Source organism: Plantactinospora mayteni (genome assembly GCF_016862935.1).
Lineage (GTDB): Bacteria > Actinomycetota > Actinomycetes > Mycobacteriales > Micromonosporaceae > Plantactinospora > Plantactinospora mayteni.
Genome location: NZ_BONX01000007.1, coordinates 152,752 through 170,330, shown reverse-complemented (window position 1 = coordinate 170,330; position 17,579 = coordinate 152,752). Strand labels below are relative to the sequence as shown.

At 71.9% G+C, this 17,579-nt stretch carries 18 protein-coding genes; 13 read left to right on the top strand and 5 right to left on the bottom strand.

What is annotated here, in order from left to right:
* The first annotated feature begins 154 nt into the window (after nucleotides 1-154).
* The 5 genes from Pma05_RS06495 (at nucleotide 155) to Pma05_RS06475 (ending at nucleotide 4,005) form a co-directional block, all read left to right on the top strand.
* Complete coding sequence (locus Pma05_RS06495) at nucleotides 155-688, top strand: SigE family RNA polymerase sigma factor (protein WP_203856371.1); 534 nt, start codon at nucleotides 155-157, stop codon at nucleotides 686-688.
* Entirely contained in the window at nucleotides 685-2,166 is a 1,482-nt protein-coding gene (locus Pma05_RS06490) for a hypothetical protein (RefSeq protein ID WP_203856370.1), read from the top strand. Before Pma05_RS06495 ends, Pma05_RS06490 begins: the two co-directional genes overlap by 4 nt.
* Nucleotides 2,167-2,260: 94 nt before the next feature.
* Nucleotides 2,261-2,446, top strand: coding sequence for a hypothetical protein (locus tag Pma05_RS06485; RefSeq protein WP_203856369.1), 186 nt, complete (start codon nucleotides 2,261-2,263; stop codon nucleotides 2,444-2,446).
* Nucleotides 2,447-2,604: 158 nt separating this feature from the next.
* Nucleotides 2,605-3,150 carry a hypothetical protein gene (locus tag Pma05_RS06480; RefSeq protein WP_203856368.1) on the top strand — a complete coding sequence of 182 codons (546 nt, stop codon included), beginning with the start codon at nucleotides 2,605-2,607 and terminating at the stop codon, nucleotides 3,148-3,150.
* Nucleotides 3,151-3,201: 51 nt separating this feature from the next.
* Nucleotides 3,202-4,005, top strand: a complete 804-nt coding sequence (locus tag Pma05_RS06475) for a hypothetical protein (protein ID WP_203856367.1) — start codon at nucleotides 3,202-3,204, stop codon at nucleotides 4,003-4,005.
* Between the two features lie 48 nt (nucleotides 4,006-4,053).
* Here Pma05_RS06475 and Pma05_RS06470 read toward each other — a convergent pair whose 3' ends face one another.
* Entirely contained in the window at nucleotides 4,054-4,986 is a 933-nt protein-coding gene (locus Pma05_RS06470) for a helix-turn-helix domain-containing protein (RefSeq protein ID WP_203856366.1), read from the bottom strand.
* 505 nt (nucleotides 4,987-5,491) lie between these two features.
* Here Pma05_RS06470 and Pma05_RS06465 point away from each other — a divergent pair.
* The 8 genes from Pma05_RS06465 (at nucleotide 5,492) to Pma05_RS06430 (ending at nucleotide 12,241) form a co-directional block, all read left to right on the top strand.
* Entirely contained in the window at nucleotides 5,492-5,743 is a 252-nt protein-coding gene (locus Pma05_RS06465) for a flavin reductase (RefSeq protein ID WP_203856365.1), read from the top strand.
* A 188-nt stretch (nucleotides 5,744-5,931) separates the two neighbouring features.
* Nucleotides 5,932-6,150, top strand: coding sequence for a hypothetical protein (locus Pma05_RS06460; protein ID WP_203856364.1), 219 nt, complete (start codon nucleotides 5,932-5,934; stop codon nucleotides 6,148-6,150).
* 10 nt (nucleotides 6,151-6,160) lie between these two features.
* Nucleotides 6,161-7,213, top strand: a complete 1,053-nt coding sequence (locus tag Pma05_RS06455; RefSeq protein ID WP_203856363.1) for an AAA family ATPase — start codon at nucleotides 6,161-6,163, stop codon at nucleotides 7,211-7,213.
* A 92-nt stretch (nucleotides 7,214-7,305) separates the two neighbouring features.
* Nucleotides 7,306-8,316 (top strand): DUF58 domain-containing protein, encoded by a 1,011-nt coding sequence (locus Pma05_RS06450; RefSeq protein WP_203856362.1) that lies wholly within the window; start codon nucleotides 7,306-7,308, stop codon nucleotides 8,314-8,316.
* 10 nt (nucleotides 8,317-8,326) lie between these two features.
* Nucleotides 8,327-9,286, top strand: coding sequence for a VWA domain-containing protein (locus Pma05_RS06445; RefSeq protein ID WP_203856361.1), 960 nt, complete (start codon nucleotides 8,327-8,329; stop codon nucleotides 9,284-9,286).
* Between the two features lie 56 nt (nucleotides 9,287-9,342).
* On the top strand, nucleotides 9,343-10,248 hold the full coding sequence (locus tag Pma05_RS06440; RefSeq protein ID WP_203856360.1) for a S1C family serine protease: 906 nt from the start codon (nucleotides 9,343-9,345) through the stop codon (nucleotides 10,246-10,248).
* A 9-nt stretch (nucleotides 10,249-10,257) separates the two neighbouring features.
* Nucleotides 10,258-10,938, top strand: a complete 681-nt coding sequence (locus Pma05_RS06435) for a response regulator transcription factor (RefSeq protein WP_203856359.1) — start codon at nucleotides 10,258-10,260, stop codon at nucleotides 10,936-10,938.
* Nucleotides 10,939-10,975: 37 nt separating this feature from the next.
* Nucleotides 10,976-12,241 carry a sensor histidine kinase gene (locus Pma05_RS06430; protein WP_239311782.1) on the top strand — a complete coding sequence of 422 codons (1,266 nt, stop codon included), beginning with the start codon at nucleotides 10,976-10,978 and terminating at the stop codon, nucleotides 12,239-12,241.
* Nucleotides 12,242-12,363: 122 nt separating this feature from the next.
* Here the strand turns inward: Pma05_RS06430 and Pma05_RS06425 are convergent, their stop codons facing one another.
* The 4 genes from Pma05_RS06425 to Pma05_RS06410 form a co-directional block, all read right to left on the bottom strand.
* The gene (locus Pma05_RS06425) at nucleotides 12,364-13,104 is read right to left on the bottom strand and encodes a D-Ala-D-Ala carboxypeptidase family metallohydrolase (RefSeq protein ID WP_203856358.1); all 741 of its coding nucleotides are present in this window, start codon (nucleotides 13,102-13,104) and stop codon (nucleotides 12,364-12,366) included.
* 210 nt (nucleotides 13,105-13,314) lie between these two features.
* Nucleotides 13,315-15,411: an MMPL family transporter gene (locus Pma05_RS06420; protein WP_203856357.1), complete on the bottom strand. Its 2,097-nt coding sequence runs from the start codon at nucleotides 15,409-15,411 to the stop codon at nucleotides 13,315-13,317.
* 131 nt (nucleotides 15,412-15,542) lie between these two features.
* Entirely contained in the window at nucleotides 15,543-16,265 is a 723-nt protein-coding gene (locus Pma05_RS06415) for a response regulator (protein ID WP_203856356.1), read from the bottom strand.
* 45 nt (nucleotides 16,266-16,310) lie between these two features.
* Nucleotides 16,311-17,435: a sensor histidine kinase gene (locus Pma05_RS06410; protein ID WP_203856355.1), complete on the bottom strand. Its 1,125-nt coding sequence runs from the start codon at nucleotides 17,433-17,435 to the stop codon at nucleotides 16,311-16,313.
* Nucleotides 17,436-17,579 lie beyond the last annotated feature (144 nt).

Sequence of the window (17,579 nt, the reverse complement as noted above, 5' to 3'; positions counted from 1 at the left end):
GCTTCTCCCAGTACCGGGAGTAACCGGGGTGATTCCGACACCTTAAGCGGGCACCACCACGACAGGTTCTTTCGTACGGCCAGATCGGGTAACTCAACCTTTTGGTCGGCAACTTGCGTTTGAACTCGTTGACGGTCTCGATGACGGAGGTGCGGTGGATCGCTATGAGGGTTTCCGCGAGTTCGTGGGCAGCCGCTCCGCTGCGCTGTCCCGGGTCGCTTACCTGCTGACCGGAGACTTCCACCTGGCGCAGGATCTGCTCCAGTCGGCTCTGGCCAAGACCGCCGCACACTGGGGGCGGATCCGTGACGGTAACCCGGACGCGTACGTCCGTCGGGTGCTGTATCACGAGCACGCCTCCGGGTGGCGACGACGGCGGGTTTCGGAGACCCTGGCCGCCGAGCCGCCGGCTCATCTTGGTTCCGATCCGACGCCGGACGCCACGCTCAGGCTGACCGTGCTGCGGGCACTGGCGCGGCTGCCACCACGGCAGCGGGCCGTGATCGTACTGCGGTTCTACGAGGACCTGACCGAGGTGCAGATTGCCGAGGTACTGGATGTCACGGCAGGGACCGTCAAACGGGCGAAGCATGACGCGCTCAAGCGGCTGCGGACCGACGCCCCCGAATTGTTGGACGAACCCGGGCAAGCGACGCCCGACTCCGAGAGCAGGCAGGTGGTGACATGACGGACCGGCTTCGACGGGCCCTCGCCGACGCGGGTGCGGCGGCTCCGATGGTGGACCTCTACGAACAAGCCCTGGCCGACGGCCGGCGACTGCGCCGTCGGCGGAACGGCCGCGCCGCCCTCGGGGCGACCATCGCGGTGCTACTCGCCGTGGCAATGCCCGGTGCGCTCCTTGGTGCCGGCTCCGAGCCGGGCGAGTTTCCCGCCGCCGGCGGCATCCCGTCGTTGCCCGACCGGATCAGCACATCCTGGCCCTGGACGGCAACGGTCGAGCAGGCCCCGGCCGGGCCGGCGGCGCTACTGATCAACCAGGAACTCGGGATGCCCTCGTCGGTCACGTTCCCGGAGGACACCATCGCGGCGGTCGGCGCCACCGCGAACACATACCGGACTCTCGACTCCGGCGGCCGGATGCGACTCGGTGCCGACGGGCTGCTGTCCCCGGACGGCAACCGGCTCGTCGAAGGCGCGGCCATGCACGACCTGGTGACCGGCCGGTCATACGCCTTGCCCGGCGTCAACGCCACGACCCAGTTCGTTCCGCTGGCCTGGGCACCCGACAGCGGCACCCTCGCGGTGATCCGGGAGACCGGACAACGGTGGAAAGATTGGCTCGTACCCGAGGCCGCCACGGTCGGACTCCTCGATCTGGCCTCGGGCGACTACCGGCCGCTGCTCGACGTCACCGCGCAACTCGACGCGTATCTCGGCACCCCAGCGCACATGGCGGCCTTCACCCCGGACGGATCGCGGTTGGCGGTCCAGTTCGGCGACAAGATCACTGTTTTCACCCGCGACGCCACAACCTGGAGCAGCTTCGTCCTGAGCCATGACAGTCAACTGGCCGGCAAGGGCGCCTTCACCCCGGACGGTAGGTGGATCGCCGTGGTCAGTCGAGCCGCATGTTGCAGCGACCAGCCGGGACAGGGTCGCTTCCCCAGCCAGTGGCGGATCCGGCTACTCGACCCGGCCACCGGAGCCGAACGACCGGGATGGAGCCTGTCGGAGGTCAGCGGCGTGACCGCGCTACGGCTGATCGGCTGGTGGCCCTCTGGTGAGGCGGTCGTCGCCGCCTTCTATCCACACCCGGGGTCCTCTGCGCAGTGGAATCCGGCTACGGCCGACCCCAACCACGACCAGTGGGGGTTCCCCAACTACTACGAACAGGTGGACCGTGTCGAGGTACGGGCGCTGGCCACCGGAGGCGGCTCCCGCGAGTTGCTGAGCCTGCCCGACACCGTGTACGGGGTCGACATCGCCGAGAACATACTCGCCCACGGCGTCGTACGCCCCGGAGGGGACGCACCGGTCCGCCCGGTCCGGACCGGTTGGCTCGTGACGACGGCCGCAGTCGCTATCCTGCTGACGGCCACGCCCGTGACAGTTGTGCTCCTGATCCGCCGCCTGCGCCGGCCCGGACGGAGTTCCCGGCAAGCGAATCCCGCCAGACCGGCGGCAGATGACGCCGAGCCAACGTAACCAACGCTACTGATCGATACCGTGCCTGGCTCGCTGGTGCCGAAAAACCTACCGGCGACGGGTTCCGCAGCAGCGGCTGCGGCTGCCCGCGCAGGTGCTGGTCGAAGAAGGCGGCGAGATACGCCTTCAGCAAGCCGACGACCGGTCCGGGTCGACGGTGCCGATCGAGCCCTCGACCAGGCCCGGCGGCAGTCTGCGGATGTTGCCGGATGGGAAAGCCGCCTACACCTACGGCACCCACCTCGGCCCCAATTTCACGGCCGCGCTCTCCAAGAGGTAGGTAGCTGCCGAGGACACCTGCCCTGCCAGCCACGGTGGACAGCCGACCGGTGCCCCGCCCCCGTCCACCACCGTCCATCGGTTGACCGACGGGGGCGCGACGCTGCCCGGGGGTAACCGGCCCCCCGAGCAGGGGAATCCGCTGTACCGTCTCGGGCCATGGTCGACATTGGAGCCGAGCCGAACCTGCCGGCGGTGACGCCCGCGCCACCGGAACCGCGCCCGAGGGTGTACGCCGTGGCACTGGCGCTGGTCTGGATCGGCGTCGTGATCGGCGCGCTCGACCTGGTGGCCAACACGGTGGGCCTGTTCACCGCGATCTGGGCGTGGCGCGAACACATCGACGATTACGTGATGGTGCTGCTCGCACTCGCCGTACCGGCCATCGTCTGCGTTGTCGCGCTCGCCGGCACTCTCTGGCTGCTCCGGCGTACCCGGGCGCGGAGCAGAACTGGGCGGATCGGCCTGGCGATACTGATGTTCTGCTTCGTACCGGGCGCGGTGGTGAACTACAGCATCACCGAACTCTTCTTCATCATCTGGGCGCTCAGCGACTGGGCCACCAGGGGCAACAGCGAGGTACCGGACCTGGCAGCCGCGCTGCTGGGCGGGTCGATGATCGCGGACGCCGTACTGCTGCTGCTCGCGCTGACCGCCGGGATCCTCCTGGTGCTGCCCGCCAGTGCCCGGTACGCCCGAACCTGACTGCCGGGCGTTGTCGGTGTGTGCTGGCAGGATGTCCGGATGCTCTCTGATGTGGTCTCGCGGGCGCGGGCGATGGTGGCCGCCGGTGAGTTCGATGGCGTGGCGGACATACTGCGGTCGGCTGCGGAACAGGGCGATGTGGATGCCGCGCAGGAGTTGGGTCGGCTGTTGAGCCTGACCGGATCGGCGTGGGAGGACCTGGCGTCGGATGGCCTCGGACCCCTCGGGCGGGAGGAGCGGTGGGAGCCGGAGTGGTGGCTGTCGCGGGTGGTCGCGGAGCGGCCGGACGATCCGGATGCGCTGGTTTTGCTGGCGGGGCTCTGGACCGGGATGTCGGCGTTCGCCGATGTGTTCGGCGGGCCGACCGACAACTTTCGGGAGAAGTCCGCTGGCCGGTATGCCCGCGCCCTGGCCACGCACCCGGACTGTGCTGCTGCCGCGAGCAGTCTGCTCATGTTGCAGGGGTGCGACGATGACGAGTGGGAGTGGGACCCAGCCGAAGCCGGGCTCAGTTTCCTGCTCTTCCGGTCCGAGATCCTGGTCAGCAACAGCGGCGATACCGTCGGAGTGGCCATCGTGGCGACCGATCCCGCCGATATGAGGTGGGCACTCCACCACCTCTTACCCGAGTTCGCCGAGGCCCTCGAGGCCGTCGATGGCCCCGACGCCGCCGAGTTGTTGGTCTACCAGCATGGTGTGCTGGAGACCCGGCTGGACCTGGTGGATCTCGATGTGAAGGAGTGGCCGACGGTGCAGGTTCCGGGGCTGGTGGAGCCACGGTTGCCGCTGGGGCACCCGGTCCGGGTCGGCGATCACACGTACCTGCACGGCTGCACGTTCAATCTGCCCTACTGACCGTTCCCGAGCGCAGCTTCCGGGTGCTCTTGATCCACTCTGCGCCGATCAGATCCACTTCTCCGCCACTTCCCGTATCAACTCGGCAGATTGCCGCTGCGGAAGCGCCTGGCTCCGAACGGCCTCCCATGCCCGCTGTAGTACCGCCAGGTCGTCCGCGTCTTCGATCACCTGCCAAGCCAACTGGTTGTCGAGATAGCCGGTCTCGGTCCGGTCCCGCGCTGTGGCGATCGCGAATGGTCCGTTCAGCCCGGGGTACGCGCCAGTCGATATCGGAACGACATGCAACCGCACGTGGGGCAGAGCGGACGCGGCGACCAGTTCGTCCAACTGTTCCCGCATGACTGCCGGCCCACCGACAGGGCGGTGTAGCAGTTCCTCGTCGAGGACGGCCGTGAAGTCCACCGGGTCGTTCCGGGTCAGCAGCGCCTTGCGGGCGAGGCGCATGGCGAGGCGGCGTTCCGCCTCCTCAAGGTTGGTCAACCCCGCCTCGGTCAGCACCGCCCGGGCGTACGCCTCGGTTTGCAGCAGGCCGGGCACGACCAGAGCCTGGAAGGACCGGAGCGCCACTGCCCCCTCTTCGGCAGTCCACCAGTCGACAAACCACTGCGACGAACCGAGGCGGGCGGCGAGGCGGCCGAGCGCACCCCCCGTCTGTAGAGCACCGTCAACCGCCGCCCAGAAACCAGGCGGTGGTTTGCGTCGACCACTCTCGATCATCCCGACTGTGGAGGCCGCCCACGGGATATGGCGGGCCAGATCCTCCTGGGTCATTCCGCGTGCGTCCCGGGTCAGGCGCAGCTCGTCGAGCAGATAACGAATTCGATCATCCATAATCACACCGTCCCCACAGGTCCGACCGGCGCGCCACACACCAAACACGATCTGCCCTGACCAGACACAATGCGACGCGATGCCTTCCGAGGATAGGGGTCGGCAGGCCATTGTGGAAGGGAAGCGCCCCTGCTCGAAACCAAGCAAATGGAAATGCATCATAAGGCCGGGCGGGGGTTGCCGCGGGGGTGGCGCCGGAAGGGACAGCGGATCCTGGCACCGCCCCCGCTTCCATTTCAGAGAAGGGAGGCAACAATGATTCCGGTAGGTCGAACAAAGCCGCGCCATCGCCGGGACTGGCGGCGGCTCTGGCGGTACTGCCGCTGTGGGTGGCGGTGGCGGTGCCCAGACTCGGTGGAACTCGTCCCGATGCCGTACCCGGCGCCTGCGAGCGTCGGCCGGGCTGTGGTCGTACCTCCGGAGCAGCCGCCACCGACGGGTGTCCGCGCGGCGGTCGGTCCTCCGGACCCGCCGCCTCCGCCGCCGCGTGCTCGGGCCACGAACAGCCGGTTTCCGTTCTGGAACTCGCCGACCGGCTCGCACGAGATCGGCCGGGCCGGTGCGATGACCCCGGCCCAGACCCATCGCGCGGACCGGGGCAGGCACGCGGCGCGGGCGGGGCGGTGAGCCGGCCCGAGCCCGGCGACCCACCATGAGCCGGCCACTTTTCGCTCGCCGCCGCCCGCACACCAACACCCGGCCGCTCTTCCTCTGTCGGGCCTGCGGGGCGAAGTGGCCATGTCAACCGGCACGACTCGTCCTGCTCTCCATGTATCAGGGCGACCACCAGGGACTACGGCTGCACCTCGCCCGCAAGCTGCTGACCGCACTGGCCGACCAGCCACGCACCGACGCCCTCACGCTGGCCGCACACTTCCTCGGCTGGCTGCCCCCGAAGAACTGACGCCTCATCACCCGACCGGCCCGCCCCGGGTCGCCGCCTTCCCCTCTGGCGGCCCGGGGCGGGCCTTACCTTCGGCTTCTTTTCGGTCCTGCCTGATGTCATGGCTCCCGTCGGGCGCCCGGCTTCCCACTCAACCCCGAGCCGGGCGCCCGCACTGGAGAACACATTCGACGGAAGGAACAGGGACCATGCGGATCAAGCGGATCGCCGGGCTGACCCTCGCCGGTGCCGCGGCCGTCGCGGCCGTCGGCATCGCCACCGCGGCGTACGCCGACGACCCGGCCTCGGAGAAGACGGTACGGATCGTCACCGAGAACAACGGCAACGTCTTCGGCGGTACGGCGGACGTGTCGGAGGACTGCCCCGAGAAGGCGGGCGCCGAGACGCCGGCCGAGGCCGGCCTGTGAGGGCTCGCCGATGAGCATCACCGCAGTCGGGCCGGAGGCACCACACGTCGCGCTCGAACAGGCGATGTTCGAGGTCAAGCGGGTGATCGTCGGGCAGGACAGGTTGGTGGAGCGGCTCTTCACCGCGTTGCTGGCCGACGGGCACTGCCTGTTGGAGGGCGTACCGGGGGTGGCGAAGACGCTCGCCGCGCAGACCCTGGCCACCACGGTCGGTGGGGCGTTCTCGCGGATCCAGTTCACTCCGGACCTGGTGCCGTCGGACATCGTGGGTACCCGGATCTACCGGGCGTCGGCGGAGAGTTTCGACGTGGAGCTGGGTCCGGTGATGGCGAACCTGGTGTTGGCCGACGAGATCAACCGGGCGCCGGCGAAGGTGCAGTCGGCGTTGCTGGAGGCGATGGCCGAGCGGCAGGTGTCGATCGGTGGCCGGAGTTATCCGGTGCCGGAGCCGTTCCTGGTGCTGGCGACCCAGAACCCGATCGAGTCGGAGGGGGTCTACCAGCTACCGGAGGCGCAACGGGACCGCTTCCTGCTGAAGATCCTCGTCGACTACCCCACCGACGACGAGGAGCTGGGCATCCTCTACCGGATGGGCACCACCCGGCCGGAGCCCCGAACGGTGCTGGACCCGGCCCGGCTGCGCGCCCTCCAGGAGCGGGCGCGTGGGGTGTTCGTGCACCACGCCATCGCCGAGTACGTGGTGCGGCTGGTGGTGGCCACCCGGCATCCGGACCGGTTCGGCGCGGGCGACCTCTCGGCGCGGCTCGCGTACGGGGCGAGTCCCCGGGCCACCCTCGGGCTGGTCGCCGCCGCCCGGGCACTGGCCCTGCTGCGGGGCCGGGAGTACGTGCTGCCGGCCGACGTCACCGAGCTGGCGGTCGACGTACTGGCGCATCGGCTGGTGCTGTCGTTCGACGCGGTCGCCGACGGGGTCACGGCCGATTCCGTGGTACGCCGGCTGGTCGGCGCGGTGCCACCGCCGCAGATCGCCCCGCATCAGGCGGAGCAGACGCGCCAGGCGGAGCAGGCCGAGCAGACGCGGCAGGCGGGGCAGGCGGCGTGAGGCGCAGGTCGAACCGGCGGGCGGGCCGGGCGGCGGTGGTCCCGCCGCCCGCCACGCCGAACGGACCGGAGAAACGGGAGGGGACGGATCGGATGAACGAGGGATACGCCACCGTGCATCACCTCGCGCCGCACCGTCGGTTGCGCCGGCTGGAACTGGCGATCACCCGGCGGCTCGACGGGCTGCTGCACGGCCAGCACCTGGGTCTGCTGCCGGGCGCCGGGAGCGAGCTGACCGGCAGTCGGGAGTACCGGCCCGGCGAGGACGAGGTGCGCCGGATGGACTGGGCGGTGACGGCGCGTACCGGGGTGCCGCACGTGCGGGAGGTGGACGCCGACCGGGAACTGACCACCTGGCTGCTGGTCGACTCCACCCCGAGCATGGACTTCGGCACCGCCGAGCTGGAGAAGCGGGAACTGGCGGTGGCTGCCACGGCGGCGATCGGCTATCTGACGGCGAACTTCGGCAACCGGCTCGGCGGGCACCTGCTCGGCGCGGACGGGATCCGGCGCTTTCCGGCGCGTACCGGCCGGGAGCATCTGCTCGGCCTGCTGCACACGCTGCTGGCCGCACCGCGCGGCCCGGCCGGGTCCCCGCCACCGGCGCTGGCGGACGCGCTCGCCGGGCTGCACCGCGCGGCGCCGCGCCGGGGTCTGGTGGTGGTCGTCTCCGACTGGCTGGACGGGCTGCCGGACGGCGTGCCGGGTCTAGACACAAAGGACCGGCCGGGGTGGGAGACGGAGCGACCGGAGTGGGAGACCGAGCTGCGCCGGCTCGCGGTCCGGCACCAGGTGCTGGCGGTCGAGGTGACCGACCCGCGCGAACTGGAGCTGCCGGACGTCGGGCTGATCACCCTGGTCGACCCGGAGAGCGGGCGGCGCCGCGAGGTCTCCACCGGGAGCCGGCGACTGCGCGAGCGGTACGCCGACGCGGCGCGTCAGCAGCGCGTACTGGTCCGGGCGGCACTGCGTCGGGCCGGCGCGGCACACCTGGCGCTGCGTACCGACCGGGACTGGGTGACCGACATCGTCCGGCACGTGTACGCCCAGCGCCGCCTGGCGGCGGCAGCCCGCACCCCCGGCCCGACCGGCGGCGCAGCATGAGGGAGAAACGATGACGCTGGAGAGTCCGGGGCGGCTGTGGCTGCTGGCCGGCGTGGCGGCGCTGGCCGTGGCGTACCTGGTGATGCAGCGCCGCCGCAGCCGCTACGCGGTCCGCTTCACCAATCTTCGGCTGCTGGACCGGGTGGCGCCGAGCCGACCGGGCTGGCGGCGGCACGTGCCGGCGAGCCTCTTCCTGGCCATGCTGGGGCTGCTGGTGGTCGGCTTCGCCCGCCCCACCGACGAGGTACGCGTGCCGCGCGAGCGGGCCACCGTGGTGATCGCGGTGGACGTGTCGCTGTCGATGCTCGCCGACGACGTACCGCCGGACCGGCTCAGCTCGGCCAAGGCGGCGGCCCGGGAGTTCGTCGACGGGCTGCCCGAGGAGTTCAACGTCGGGCTGGTCGCCTTCGCCGGCAACGCCTCGGTCTTCGTCGCACCGGGAACGGATCGGCAGATGCTGGACGCCGGCATCGAACGGCTGGTCGAGGGCGGCACCGGGCAGCAGGGCACCGCGATCGGGGACGCGATCGCCACCGCGCTGGAGACGATCGCCACCCTGGACGGGCAGGCCGTCGAGGATCCACCACCGGCCCGGGTGGTGGTGCTCTCGGACGGCGCGAACACCTCCGGCAGCGATCCGGAGGAGGCGGCGGCCGACGCCCGCAGTGCCGGGGTACCGGTGGACGCCATCGCGTTCGGCACCTCGGACGGGGTGATCGAGCAGGGCAGCCGACCGATGACCGTACCGGTGGACGGCGAGACGCTGCGGATGGTCGCCGAGCAGACCGGTGGCGGCTACCACGAGGCGGGCAGCAGCGACGAACTGCGGGCGGTCTACTCCGACATCGGCAGCTCGGTCGGCTACACCTTGGAGCGGCAGGACGTCTCCGCCCGGTTCATCGGGATCGGCCTGATCCTGGCGCTGCTCGCCGCCGCCGCGTCGATGTTCTGGTTCGCCCGGATCCCGTGATCCGGCACGGCACGGATTTCCACCCGGATTTCCACAGTGGAGGGAGTGGCGGAGAGATGGAGCAGGCAGAGGTGACGGCGGCACCACCGGGACTGGGCCGGCCCCGGGGACCGGGCTTCGTCTCCCCCGCGCTGGACGCCTGGCCGGGGCCGGCCGCCCCGGTGGGCGTACCCGAAAAGGAGCCGGCGGCCGGAGCGGCGCGGTGGCGGCGGACGTTGCTGGCCGGGCTGGCGGTGGTGGCCCTTTCGGCGGCCTCGGGGGCGGTGGCCGGCGGATACGTCGCGGCGGACGAGCCGGCACCGGAACTGGCCGCTCCCGCACCGGCGACCCCGCTGTCGCCGGCGCCCGCGCCGAGCGGCGGCGGCACCGTGCCGAACGACCTGGTCGGAGCCGCCGCCACCGCACTGCCGGGAGTGTTGTCGGTGCGGGCCGGCCGGGCCGGCGGATCCGGCTTCGCCGTCGACGAGCGGCACGTCATCACCAACAGCCACGTGGTGGCCGGCGCGACGACGGTGAGCGTGGTCGGCCAGGACGGCCGACGACTGGACGCCGAGGTGGTCGGCCGCGACCCGGGCAGCGACATCGCGGTACTCCGGGTCAGCTCGGCCGGGGTGCTACAGCCGCTGCGGATCGCCGCCGCCGACGTGCGGGTCGGCGAACCGGTGCTCGCGGTCGGCTCCCCGCTGGGGCTCTCCGGCACCGTCACCGCCGGGATCGTCAGCGCGCTCGACCGGCAGGTACGGCTCGGCAACAGCGGTGCCCGGCAGAGCGCGATCCAGACCGACGCCTCGATCAACCCGGGCAACTCCGGCGGACCGCTGGTGAACGCCCGGGGCGAGGTCGTCGGGGTCAACACCGCGATCGCCACCCTGGAGGGCAGCGGCAACATCGGCATCGGCTTCGCGATCCCGATCGACCGGGCCCAGCGGGCGGCCGAGCGGATCATCAGGAACGGCGGATAGCGTCGGATCATGCGGCTACTGGTGGTGGAGGACGAGGAGGACCTGGCCGACGCGGTACGGCTCGGTCTGGTCCGCGCGGGGTACGCGGTGGACGTCGCCACCGACGTCGAGCAGGCGTACGAGCGGTTGGCGGTCAACGCGTACGACCTGATGCTGCTCGACGTGAACCTGCCGGACGGGGACGGATTCGCGGTCTGCCACGCGATCCGCCGGGGCGAGGTACCGGTCGAGGGCGGCAGCGACCTGCGGGTACTGATGCTCACCGCCCGGGGCGCGCTGCACGACCGGGTACGCGGGCTGGACGAGGGCGCCGACGACTACCTGGTGAAGCCGTTCGCCCTGGCCGAACTGCTGGCCCGGGTACGCGCGCTGCTGCGCCGGGACTCCGGCGGTGGGTCGGCGGTGCTGCGGGTCGGCCCGCTCCGGCTCGACGTGGCCCGGCAGGAGGCGAGCCGGGACGGCAGCCGGCTGCACCTGACCCGCAAGGAGTTCGGGGTGCTGGAATACCTGATGACCCGCCCCGGTCACGTGGTCTCGGCGGAGGAACTGCTGGAGCACGTCTGGGACGCCAACGCCGACCCGTTCACCCAGACGGTCCGGGTCACCGTCGGTACGCTGCGCCGCAAGCTCGGCGGCGAGGCGATCGAGACCGTGGTGGGACGCGGCTACCGGCTGCGGGAGGTGGCCTGATGTCGGGCCGCTGTCCACGGCTGCGGGAGGTGGCCTGATGCCGACCTCGGAACCGGTGGTCACGGGAGGTGGCGTGATGTCCGCGCCGGGTCGGCGGTTGCGGGGCTGGCTGCCGTTCGTGCAGTCGATCCGGTTCCGGCTCACCGTGCTCTATTCCACGCTGCTCTTCGCGCTGGCCGGGGCCGGGCTCGCCGTCACCTATCTGGCGGTGGAATACAGCACCAACCCGAAGCCGATCACCAACCAGTACGAGGCGGACGTGGTGAAGCACGGCCGGACGGTCGGGACCCTGACCGTGGCCGAGGTGGACGAGATCGAGTCGGAGGTCAACTTCCGTACCCTGGAGACTCTGCGCAACTACTCGCTGATCGCGCTGGCCGGGCTCTTCGTCGCCAGTCTCGGCATCGGCTGGGTGTTGTCCGGGCGGGCGCTGCGACCGGTGGGCGCGATCGCGCGTACCACCCGGGAGATCCAGGCCACCGATCTGTCCCGGCGGATCCGGCTGGCCGGTACCCGGGACGAGCTGCGCGAACTCGGCGACACCATCGACTCGATGCTCGACCGGCTGGAGGAGGCGTTCCGGACCCAGCGCCAGCTCATCGACGACGCGTCGCACGAACTGCGCAGTCCGCTGGCGATCATCCGGGCCAACCTGGACGCCTCGCTGCTCGACGCGCCGGACGCCACCGACGCGGAACGGACCCGGGCGGTCGCGGTCATCGACCGGGCCACCAACCGGATGTCCCGGCTGGTCGAGGACCTGCTCGCCACGGCACGCCGCCGGGCCGACGCGCTCGCCGACACCGACGTGCTGCTCGGCGAGGTCGCCCGTGAGGCGGGCGAGGAGTTCGCCGCGGTCGCCGCCGCCCGCCAGGTCTTCGTCCGGTACGACGTCCGGCCCGACCTGCTGCTGATCGGTGACCACGACGCGTTGCGCCGAGCGGTCGGCAACCTGCTCTCCAACGCGGTACGCCTCTCCCCGGCCGGCGGTACGGTCACGGTGGCGGCCGGGCGGATCGGCGGCTGGCTCTGGGTCGGTGTCGCCGACGAGGGGCCGGGGATCGCCGCCGCCGACCAGTCCCGGGTCTTCGACCGGTTCTGGCGCGGTCGGACGGATCCGGCGGCGAGGGCCGAGCGGCGTACCGGACTGGGGTTGGCGATCGTCCGGCAGATCACCGAGTCACACGGCGGTCAGGTGGCGCTCTTCTCCTCGGTCGGCCGGGGCAGCACCTTCGTACTCTGGCTGCCGGCGGCGGACCGCACCGACGACGCCGAGCCGCCGTCGTCCTCCCCGCTGTCCTGAGGGTTCGACGGTCCCCTGGCCTGAGGGCGGGGCCCCTTCCGGGTTAGGCCGGAAGGAGCCTCGCCGTGCGTTGTGGGCCCGCCGCTGCCCGTCCCGCCGCCGACGGGCGGCCGGCGGTGCGGTCAGGAGACGCCGCAGGTGCTCGCCGACCAGGTACGGCTCGACTTGTGCGCCACGTGGGTGTGGTCGCTGTGTCCGGGGTAGCCGGGGCCGAGGATCTCCCGCCAGCCGTGGTTGCGGGCCTGCTGGGCGAGCCGGCACAGGCTGTGCGGCCCGGCGCCGAGGTCGACCGCGTCGCCGTAGAGGTGCCGGCTGGTGGCCGAGCCGCCGACGGCGTTGTTGCAGGCGTGGCTGCGGAAGGCGCTGGTGACGACGATCTGCTGGTCACCGAGGGCGTGCCGCATGGCCTGGAGCTTCCACATGTTCACCAGTGCGTTGGCTCGGGCGGTGGCGGCCGAGACGGCGCCGCCGGACCAGTCCGAGTTGCAGTCGTTCAACTCGGCGTAGCTGAAGCTGACCGGGGTGCAGTCGTCGTCCTGGAGGGCGTAGATCCGGTCGAACGTCTGCGGGCCGGCGATGCCGTCGGCACCGAGCCCGTACGCCTGCTGGAAGCGGACCACCGCGGCCCGGGTGGCCGGCCCGAAGGCGCCGTCGATGCCGAGTACCGCGTTGTAGCCGGGGTAGCCGGCGACGCGGATCTGCAACTGCCGTACGTCCTCGCCGGACATTCCCTCGGAGAGGGTCCGGCCCCAGGTGTAGCAGCCGTCGGCCTGGGCGGGGCCGGCCGTGGCAACGGTCGCGACGAGGGTTGCCGCGGCAGCCATGGTGAGCGCCGCGAGTATTCGAACGGTACGTCTGAGCATGGGGTCCTCCATACCGAGCGGGGGTTGAATATCGACGAGGATGGCTTCCTGTCGATCACAAGTCAACATCCTCCAAGGATCTTTTAAGGCTCGGCGGTTTCCTTCATTCGTCGGAGGTACCCCGTTCACCGCCCCGCCGCCGCCGAACCTTCCCCGGATTCGAGGTGGCGTCGGCGACGGCGGGACGGTGTCGGAGCAGCGCGGCAGCGGTTACCGGATCAGGGCCGGGGCGGGTGCCGGCGGTGCCGGCTCGGCCTCCCGCAACTCGATCCGGGCGTGCAGCCGGCGCAACGGCCCAGGCGCCGACCAGTTGTACCGGCCGAGCAGGGTCATGGTGGCCGGCACCAGCAGCATCCGGACCACCGTGGCGTCCAGGGCGATCGCCAGCACCAGGCCGAGCCCGATCGCCTTGACCGGGGCGAAACCGCCGACCAGGAACCCGGCGAAGACCACCACCAGCAGCAACGCCGCCGAGGTGACGATCGCACCGGTCCGCTGCAACCCCTCGGCCACCGCCCGCTGCGGATCGGCGCCGGCGAGCCAGCGTTCCCGGATCCGGGACAGCAGGAACACCTCGTAGTCCACCGAGAGCCCGAACGCGATCGCGCCGACCAGTACCGGCACGGTGAGGTGGGTCGAGTCGAGCCGTACCGTGCCGAGCAGGCCGGCCAGGTGGCCCTGCTGGAAGACCCAGACCACCACCCCGAGCGCGGCACCGAGGCTGAGCACGTTGGTGAGGACGGCCTTGATTGGCAACAATATCGAGCCGGTGAGCGCGAAGAGCAGCACCAGGGTGGCGAGTACGACCACCAGGATCGCCCAGGGCAGCCGGTCGGCGAGCATCTGCCGGTAGTCCACCAGCCGGGCGGCGTTGCCGGTGACCACCACCTCGAACGGCGCCGGCAACGCGCGGATGGCGGTGACCGTCTCCCCGGCCGCCGCCTCCTCGGGCGGTGCGGTGGGCGCCGCGCGCAGCACGGTCAGGTTCGGACCCGCCGGCACCGTCTCGACCCGGGTCACTCCCGGTACGGCGGCGACCCGGTCCTGCCACCGGGCCAACTCCGGGTCGGTGGCCGGCACCGAGGCCAGCACCACGATGTCGGCCGGGGCGGTACGGTCCGGGAAGTGCGTGCCGAACGCGTCCCACATCTGTCGGGTCTGGGTGCTGGTCGGCAGCAGCCGGGGGTCCCCGGTCGACAGCCGCAGATCCAGCACCGGTACGGCCAGCGTGCCCATCAACCCGACCGTGGCGAGCAGGGTCAGCACCGGCCGGCGCTGCACCAGCCCGGCCACCCGGGCGAACACCCCGACCCGGGTACGCGGCTTCGCGGCCGGGATCCGCCGGCCCACCAGTACCAGCAGCGCGGGCAGCAGGGTGAGCGCCGCCAGCATGTCCACCGCGACCACGGCGGCACCGGCCAGCCCCATCGAGCGGAGGAACGGATCCGGGAAGACCAGCAGGCCGGTGAGCGCCACCGCCACGGTCAGCCCGGCGAACAGCACGGTACGCCCGGCGGTGGCGACCGTCCGGGTGACCGCGGTCGGCACGTCCGGCGCGGTGACCCGCTCCTCGCGGAACCGGCTCACCATCAGCAGCGCGTAGTCCACCGCCAGCCCGACCGCGAGCATCGTGGTGACCTGGACGGCGTAGACCGAGACGTCGGAGACGAGGCTGAAGGCGTACAGCAGGCCGAAGGTCCCGCCGATGCCGACCACGGCGACCAGCAGCGGCAGCCCGGCCGCGACCAGGCCACCGAAGATCAGCAGGAGCAGTACCAGCACCACCGGCATGCTCAGAGCCTCCGCCCGGGCCACGTCCTGCTGGGCCTGCGAGTTGAACTCCTGGTCGCTGATGGGTCCGCCGCCGACCACCACCGACGGTGCCTCGATCCGGTGCAGCCGGGCCGCCGCCGCCTCGGCCGCCTCGGTCTCGTCGTCGCCGGGAGCCAGGGTGACCGAGATCAGCAGTGCCTGCCCGGTCGTCGTCGACGGGATCGGGTCGGAGACCTCGGCGATGCCCGGCATGGTGCGTACCTCGGCGATCGCGGCGGCGGCACTGGCCTGGACGGCCGGATCGGTGGCGGGTCGGCCGGTGACGACGGCGGTGATCCGGACCGGCTCCGGCGGGGCGTCGGCCAACCGCTGCTGGGCGATGTCGGACTCGCTGCCCGGTACGCCGCCGACGTCGGCGGTCAGGCGCTCGAACACTCCCACCCCGACCCCGAAGCCGCCGACCAGGACGGCCGCCCAGAGCAGGAGGACGACGACGGGCCGCCGGATGGCGTACCCGGTGATCAGACGTGTCATGGCAACTCTCCAATATGGATCCTCCCACCTCCGGGAGCTGCCATGATGGTGGTCCGCGAGGGGGGCCGACCGGATCGCCGTACGGAGCGGATCTGCGATCCGTCGCGCGGGTGGGGTCGCCCCCGGACGGCTCACTCCGGGGAGCGAGCCCCCGCCGGACCGCCCTCACCCGGTACGCCGAGATCGCCGGGCAGCACCAACCCCGACTCGTACGCCAGCACCACCGCCTGCACCCGGTCCCGCAGTCCGAGCTTGGCCAGCAGGTTGCTGACGTGCGTCTTCACGGTGTGCTCGCTGACGAAGAGCGCGGCGGCGATCTCGGCGTTGGAGAGCCCCCGGGCGACCTGGCGCAGCGTCTCCGTCTCCCGGGTGGTGAGCACCGCCAGCCGGTGCGGCGCGGGATCGCGTCGGGCGGGACGGTCCCGGGAGACCACGTCGGCGATCAGCCGCCGGGTGACCGTCGGCGCCAGCAGGGCCTCCCCGCCGGCCACCACCCGGACGGCGTTGACCAGTTCCTCCCGGCGCATGTCCTTGAGCAGGAAGCCGCTGGCACCGGCCCGCAGCGCGTCGTAGACGTACTCGTCGAGGTCGAAGGTGGTCAGCACGAGCACCCGGGCCGACGTCTCGGCGCAGATCCGGGCGGTCGCCGCTATACCGTCCATGTGGGGCATCCGGACGTCCATCAGCACCACGTCCGGGCTCAGCTCGCGGGTCCGGCGCAGCGCCTCGGCGCCGTCGGCGGCCTCGCCGACCACCGTGATGTCCGGCTGCGCGGTCAGGATCATGCCGAAGCCGTCCCGCACCAGCGCCTGGTCGTCGGCGATGAGCACCCGCAGTGTGGATCGCTCGGACATCTGCCTTTTCCCCCCGCGCGCTGACCGGCCGTCGGCGGTGCGTTCCTACCGTAGTGGCAGCGTCGCCGCTACGCGGAACCCCGTGCCGTCCGGCCCCGGGCCGGTGCTGAGGGTGCCGCCGGCCGCCGAGACCCGCTCCCGCATGCCGACCAGCCCGAGCCCGCCCGGCCGGCCGTCGCCGGACGGCCCGCGCCCGTCGTCGCTCACCTCCAGCCGGAGCGCGGCGTCGGCCCAGTCCATCCGGACCCGGACCGCACCGGCCCGCGCGTGCCGCAGCGTGTTGGTCAGCGACTCCTGCACGATCCGGTACGCCGTCACCCCCAGGTCCGCCGGCACCGGGCGGCGCTGCCCGTGCTCCTCCAGGGTGGCGACCAGACCGGCCCGCCGGGCGCTCTCCACCAGCGGCCGTACCGCGTCCAGGTCCGGCAGCGGCGCCCGGGCCGGCCCATCCGAGCGGAGTACCCCGAGCGCCCGGCGAAGCTGCACCAGCGCCTCCCGGGCGGTGCTGGAGATGGTGTCGAAGACCTCCTCGGCCTTGTCCGGGTCGGACCGGACCACCACCGGCCCGGCCTCGGCCTGCACCACCACCAGGCTCATCGAGTGGGCCAGGATGTCGTGCACCTCCCGGGCGAGCCGCTCCCGCTCCCGGGCGGCGGCGGCGTCCTGCTCCTCGGTCAGCCGGTGGGCCCGCTCCTCCAGCATCGCGATCCGGTCCCGGCGGGCCCGGGCACTGGTGCCCATCGCGTACGCGACCAGGAACGCGATCGCGGTCGGGCCGAACGACAGCACCTCGTCCTTCGGTACCACCGAGACGGCCACCCCGACGAGCGTGCCGACCACCAGGACGATCCGCTGCACCGGCGGGCAGAGCGCGGCGAACGTGTAGGTGGCGACCAACTGTGCGGTCGGTACGTTGCCGAGCGCACCCGCCAGGGCCAGCCAGGTGGTGCCGATCCCGGTCACGGTGGTGACCCAGAACGGATAGCGCCGGCGCCAGACCAGCGGGGTCACGTTCAGCCCGGCGAGCAGGAACACCCACCACTCGGTGCGCTGATGCGAGAACGCGTTGATGATGATGATCAGATAGCAGGCGATCGCCACCAGCGCGTCCACGACCAGCGGCGGCCTGGACCGCCCCCACTCGACCAGCCGGTCCCACCACGCGCGCATCGCCCCAGTATCGCCAGCCGGGTCCGCCGGCACCTCCCTCGCAGGAGCGAGTTCCGGCAGCCTCCCGGGAGCGAGTTCCGGGCCACCCTCGCGGACCACCCGCCCACGACCTCCGGCACCGGCCGCGCCGGCCCGCCCCCGTTC

Bases quoted from the DNA above. Each gene is read 5' to 3' on its own strand.
- Pma05_RS06415 (WP_203856356.1), bottom strand. From the start codon at position 16,265: ATGTCCGAGCGATCCACACTGCGGGTGCTCATCGCCGACGACCAGGCG.
- Pma05_RS06490 (WP_203856370.1), top strand. From the start codon at position 685: ATGACGGACCGGCTTCGACGGGCCCTCGCCGACGCGGGTGCGGCGGCT.
- Pma05_RS06465 (WP_203856365.1), top strand. From the start codon at position 5,492: ATGAGCCGGCCACTTTTCGCTCGCCGCCGCCCGCACACCAACACCCGG.
- Pma05_RS06440 (WP_203856360.1), top strand. From the start codon at position 9,343: ATGGAGCAGGCAGAGGTGACGGCGGCACCACCGGGACTGGGCCGGCCC.
- Pma05_RS06425 (WP_203856358.1), bottom strand. From the start codon at position 13,104: ATGCTCAGACGTACCGTTCGAATACTCGCGGCGCTCACCATGGCTGCC.
- Pma05_RS06455 (WP_203856363.1), top strand. From the start codon at position 6,161: ATGAGCATCACCGCAGTCGGGCCGGAGGCACCACACGTCGCGCTCGAA.
- Pma05_RS06460 (WP_203856364.1), top strand. From the start codon at position 5,932: ATGCGGATCAAGCGGATCGCCGGGCTGACCCTCGCCGGTGCCGCGGCC.
- Pma05_RS06420 (WP_203856357.1), bottom strand. From the start codon at position 15,411: ATGACACGTCTGATCACCGGGTACGCCATCCGGCGGCCCGTCGTCGTC.
- Pma05_RS06445 (WP_203856361.1), top strand. From the start codon at position 8,327: ATGACGCTGGAGAGTCCGGGGCGGCTGTGGCTGCTGGCCGGCGTGGCG.
- Pma05_RS06410 (WP_203856355.1), bottom strand. From the start codon at position 17,435: ATGCGCGCGTGGTGGGACCGGCTGGTCGAGTGGGGGCGGTCCAGGCCG.
- Pma05_RS06435 (WP_203856359.1), top strand. From the start codon at position 10,258: ATGCGGCTACTGGTGGTGGAGGACGAGGAGGACCTGGCCGACGCGGTA.
- Pma05_RS06450 (WP_203856362.1), top strand. From the start codon at position 7,306: ATGAACGAGGGATACGCCACCGTGCATCACCTCGCGCCGCACCGTCGG.
- Pma05_RS06480 (WP_203856368.1), top strand. From the start codon at position 2,605: ATGGTCGACATTGGAGCCGAGCCGAACCTGCCGGCGGTGACGCCCGCG.
- Pma05_RS06430 (WP_239311782.1), top strand. From the start codon at position 10,976: ATGCCGACCTCGGAACCGGTGGTCACGGGAGGTGGCGTGATGTCCGCG.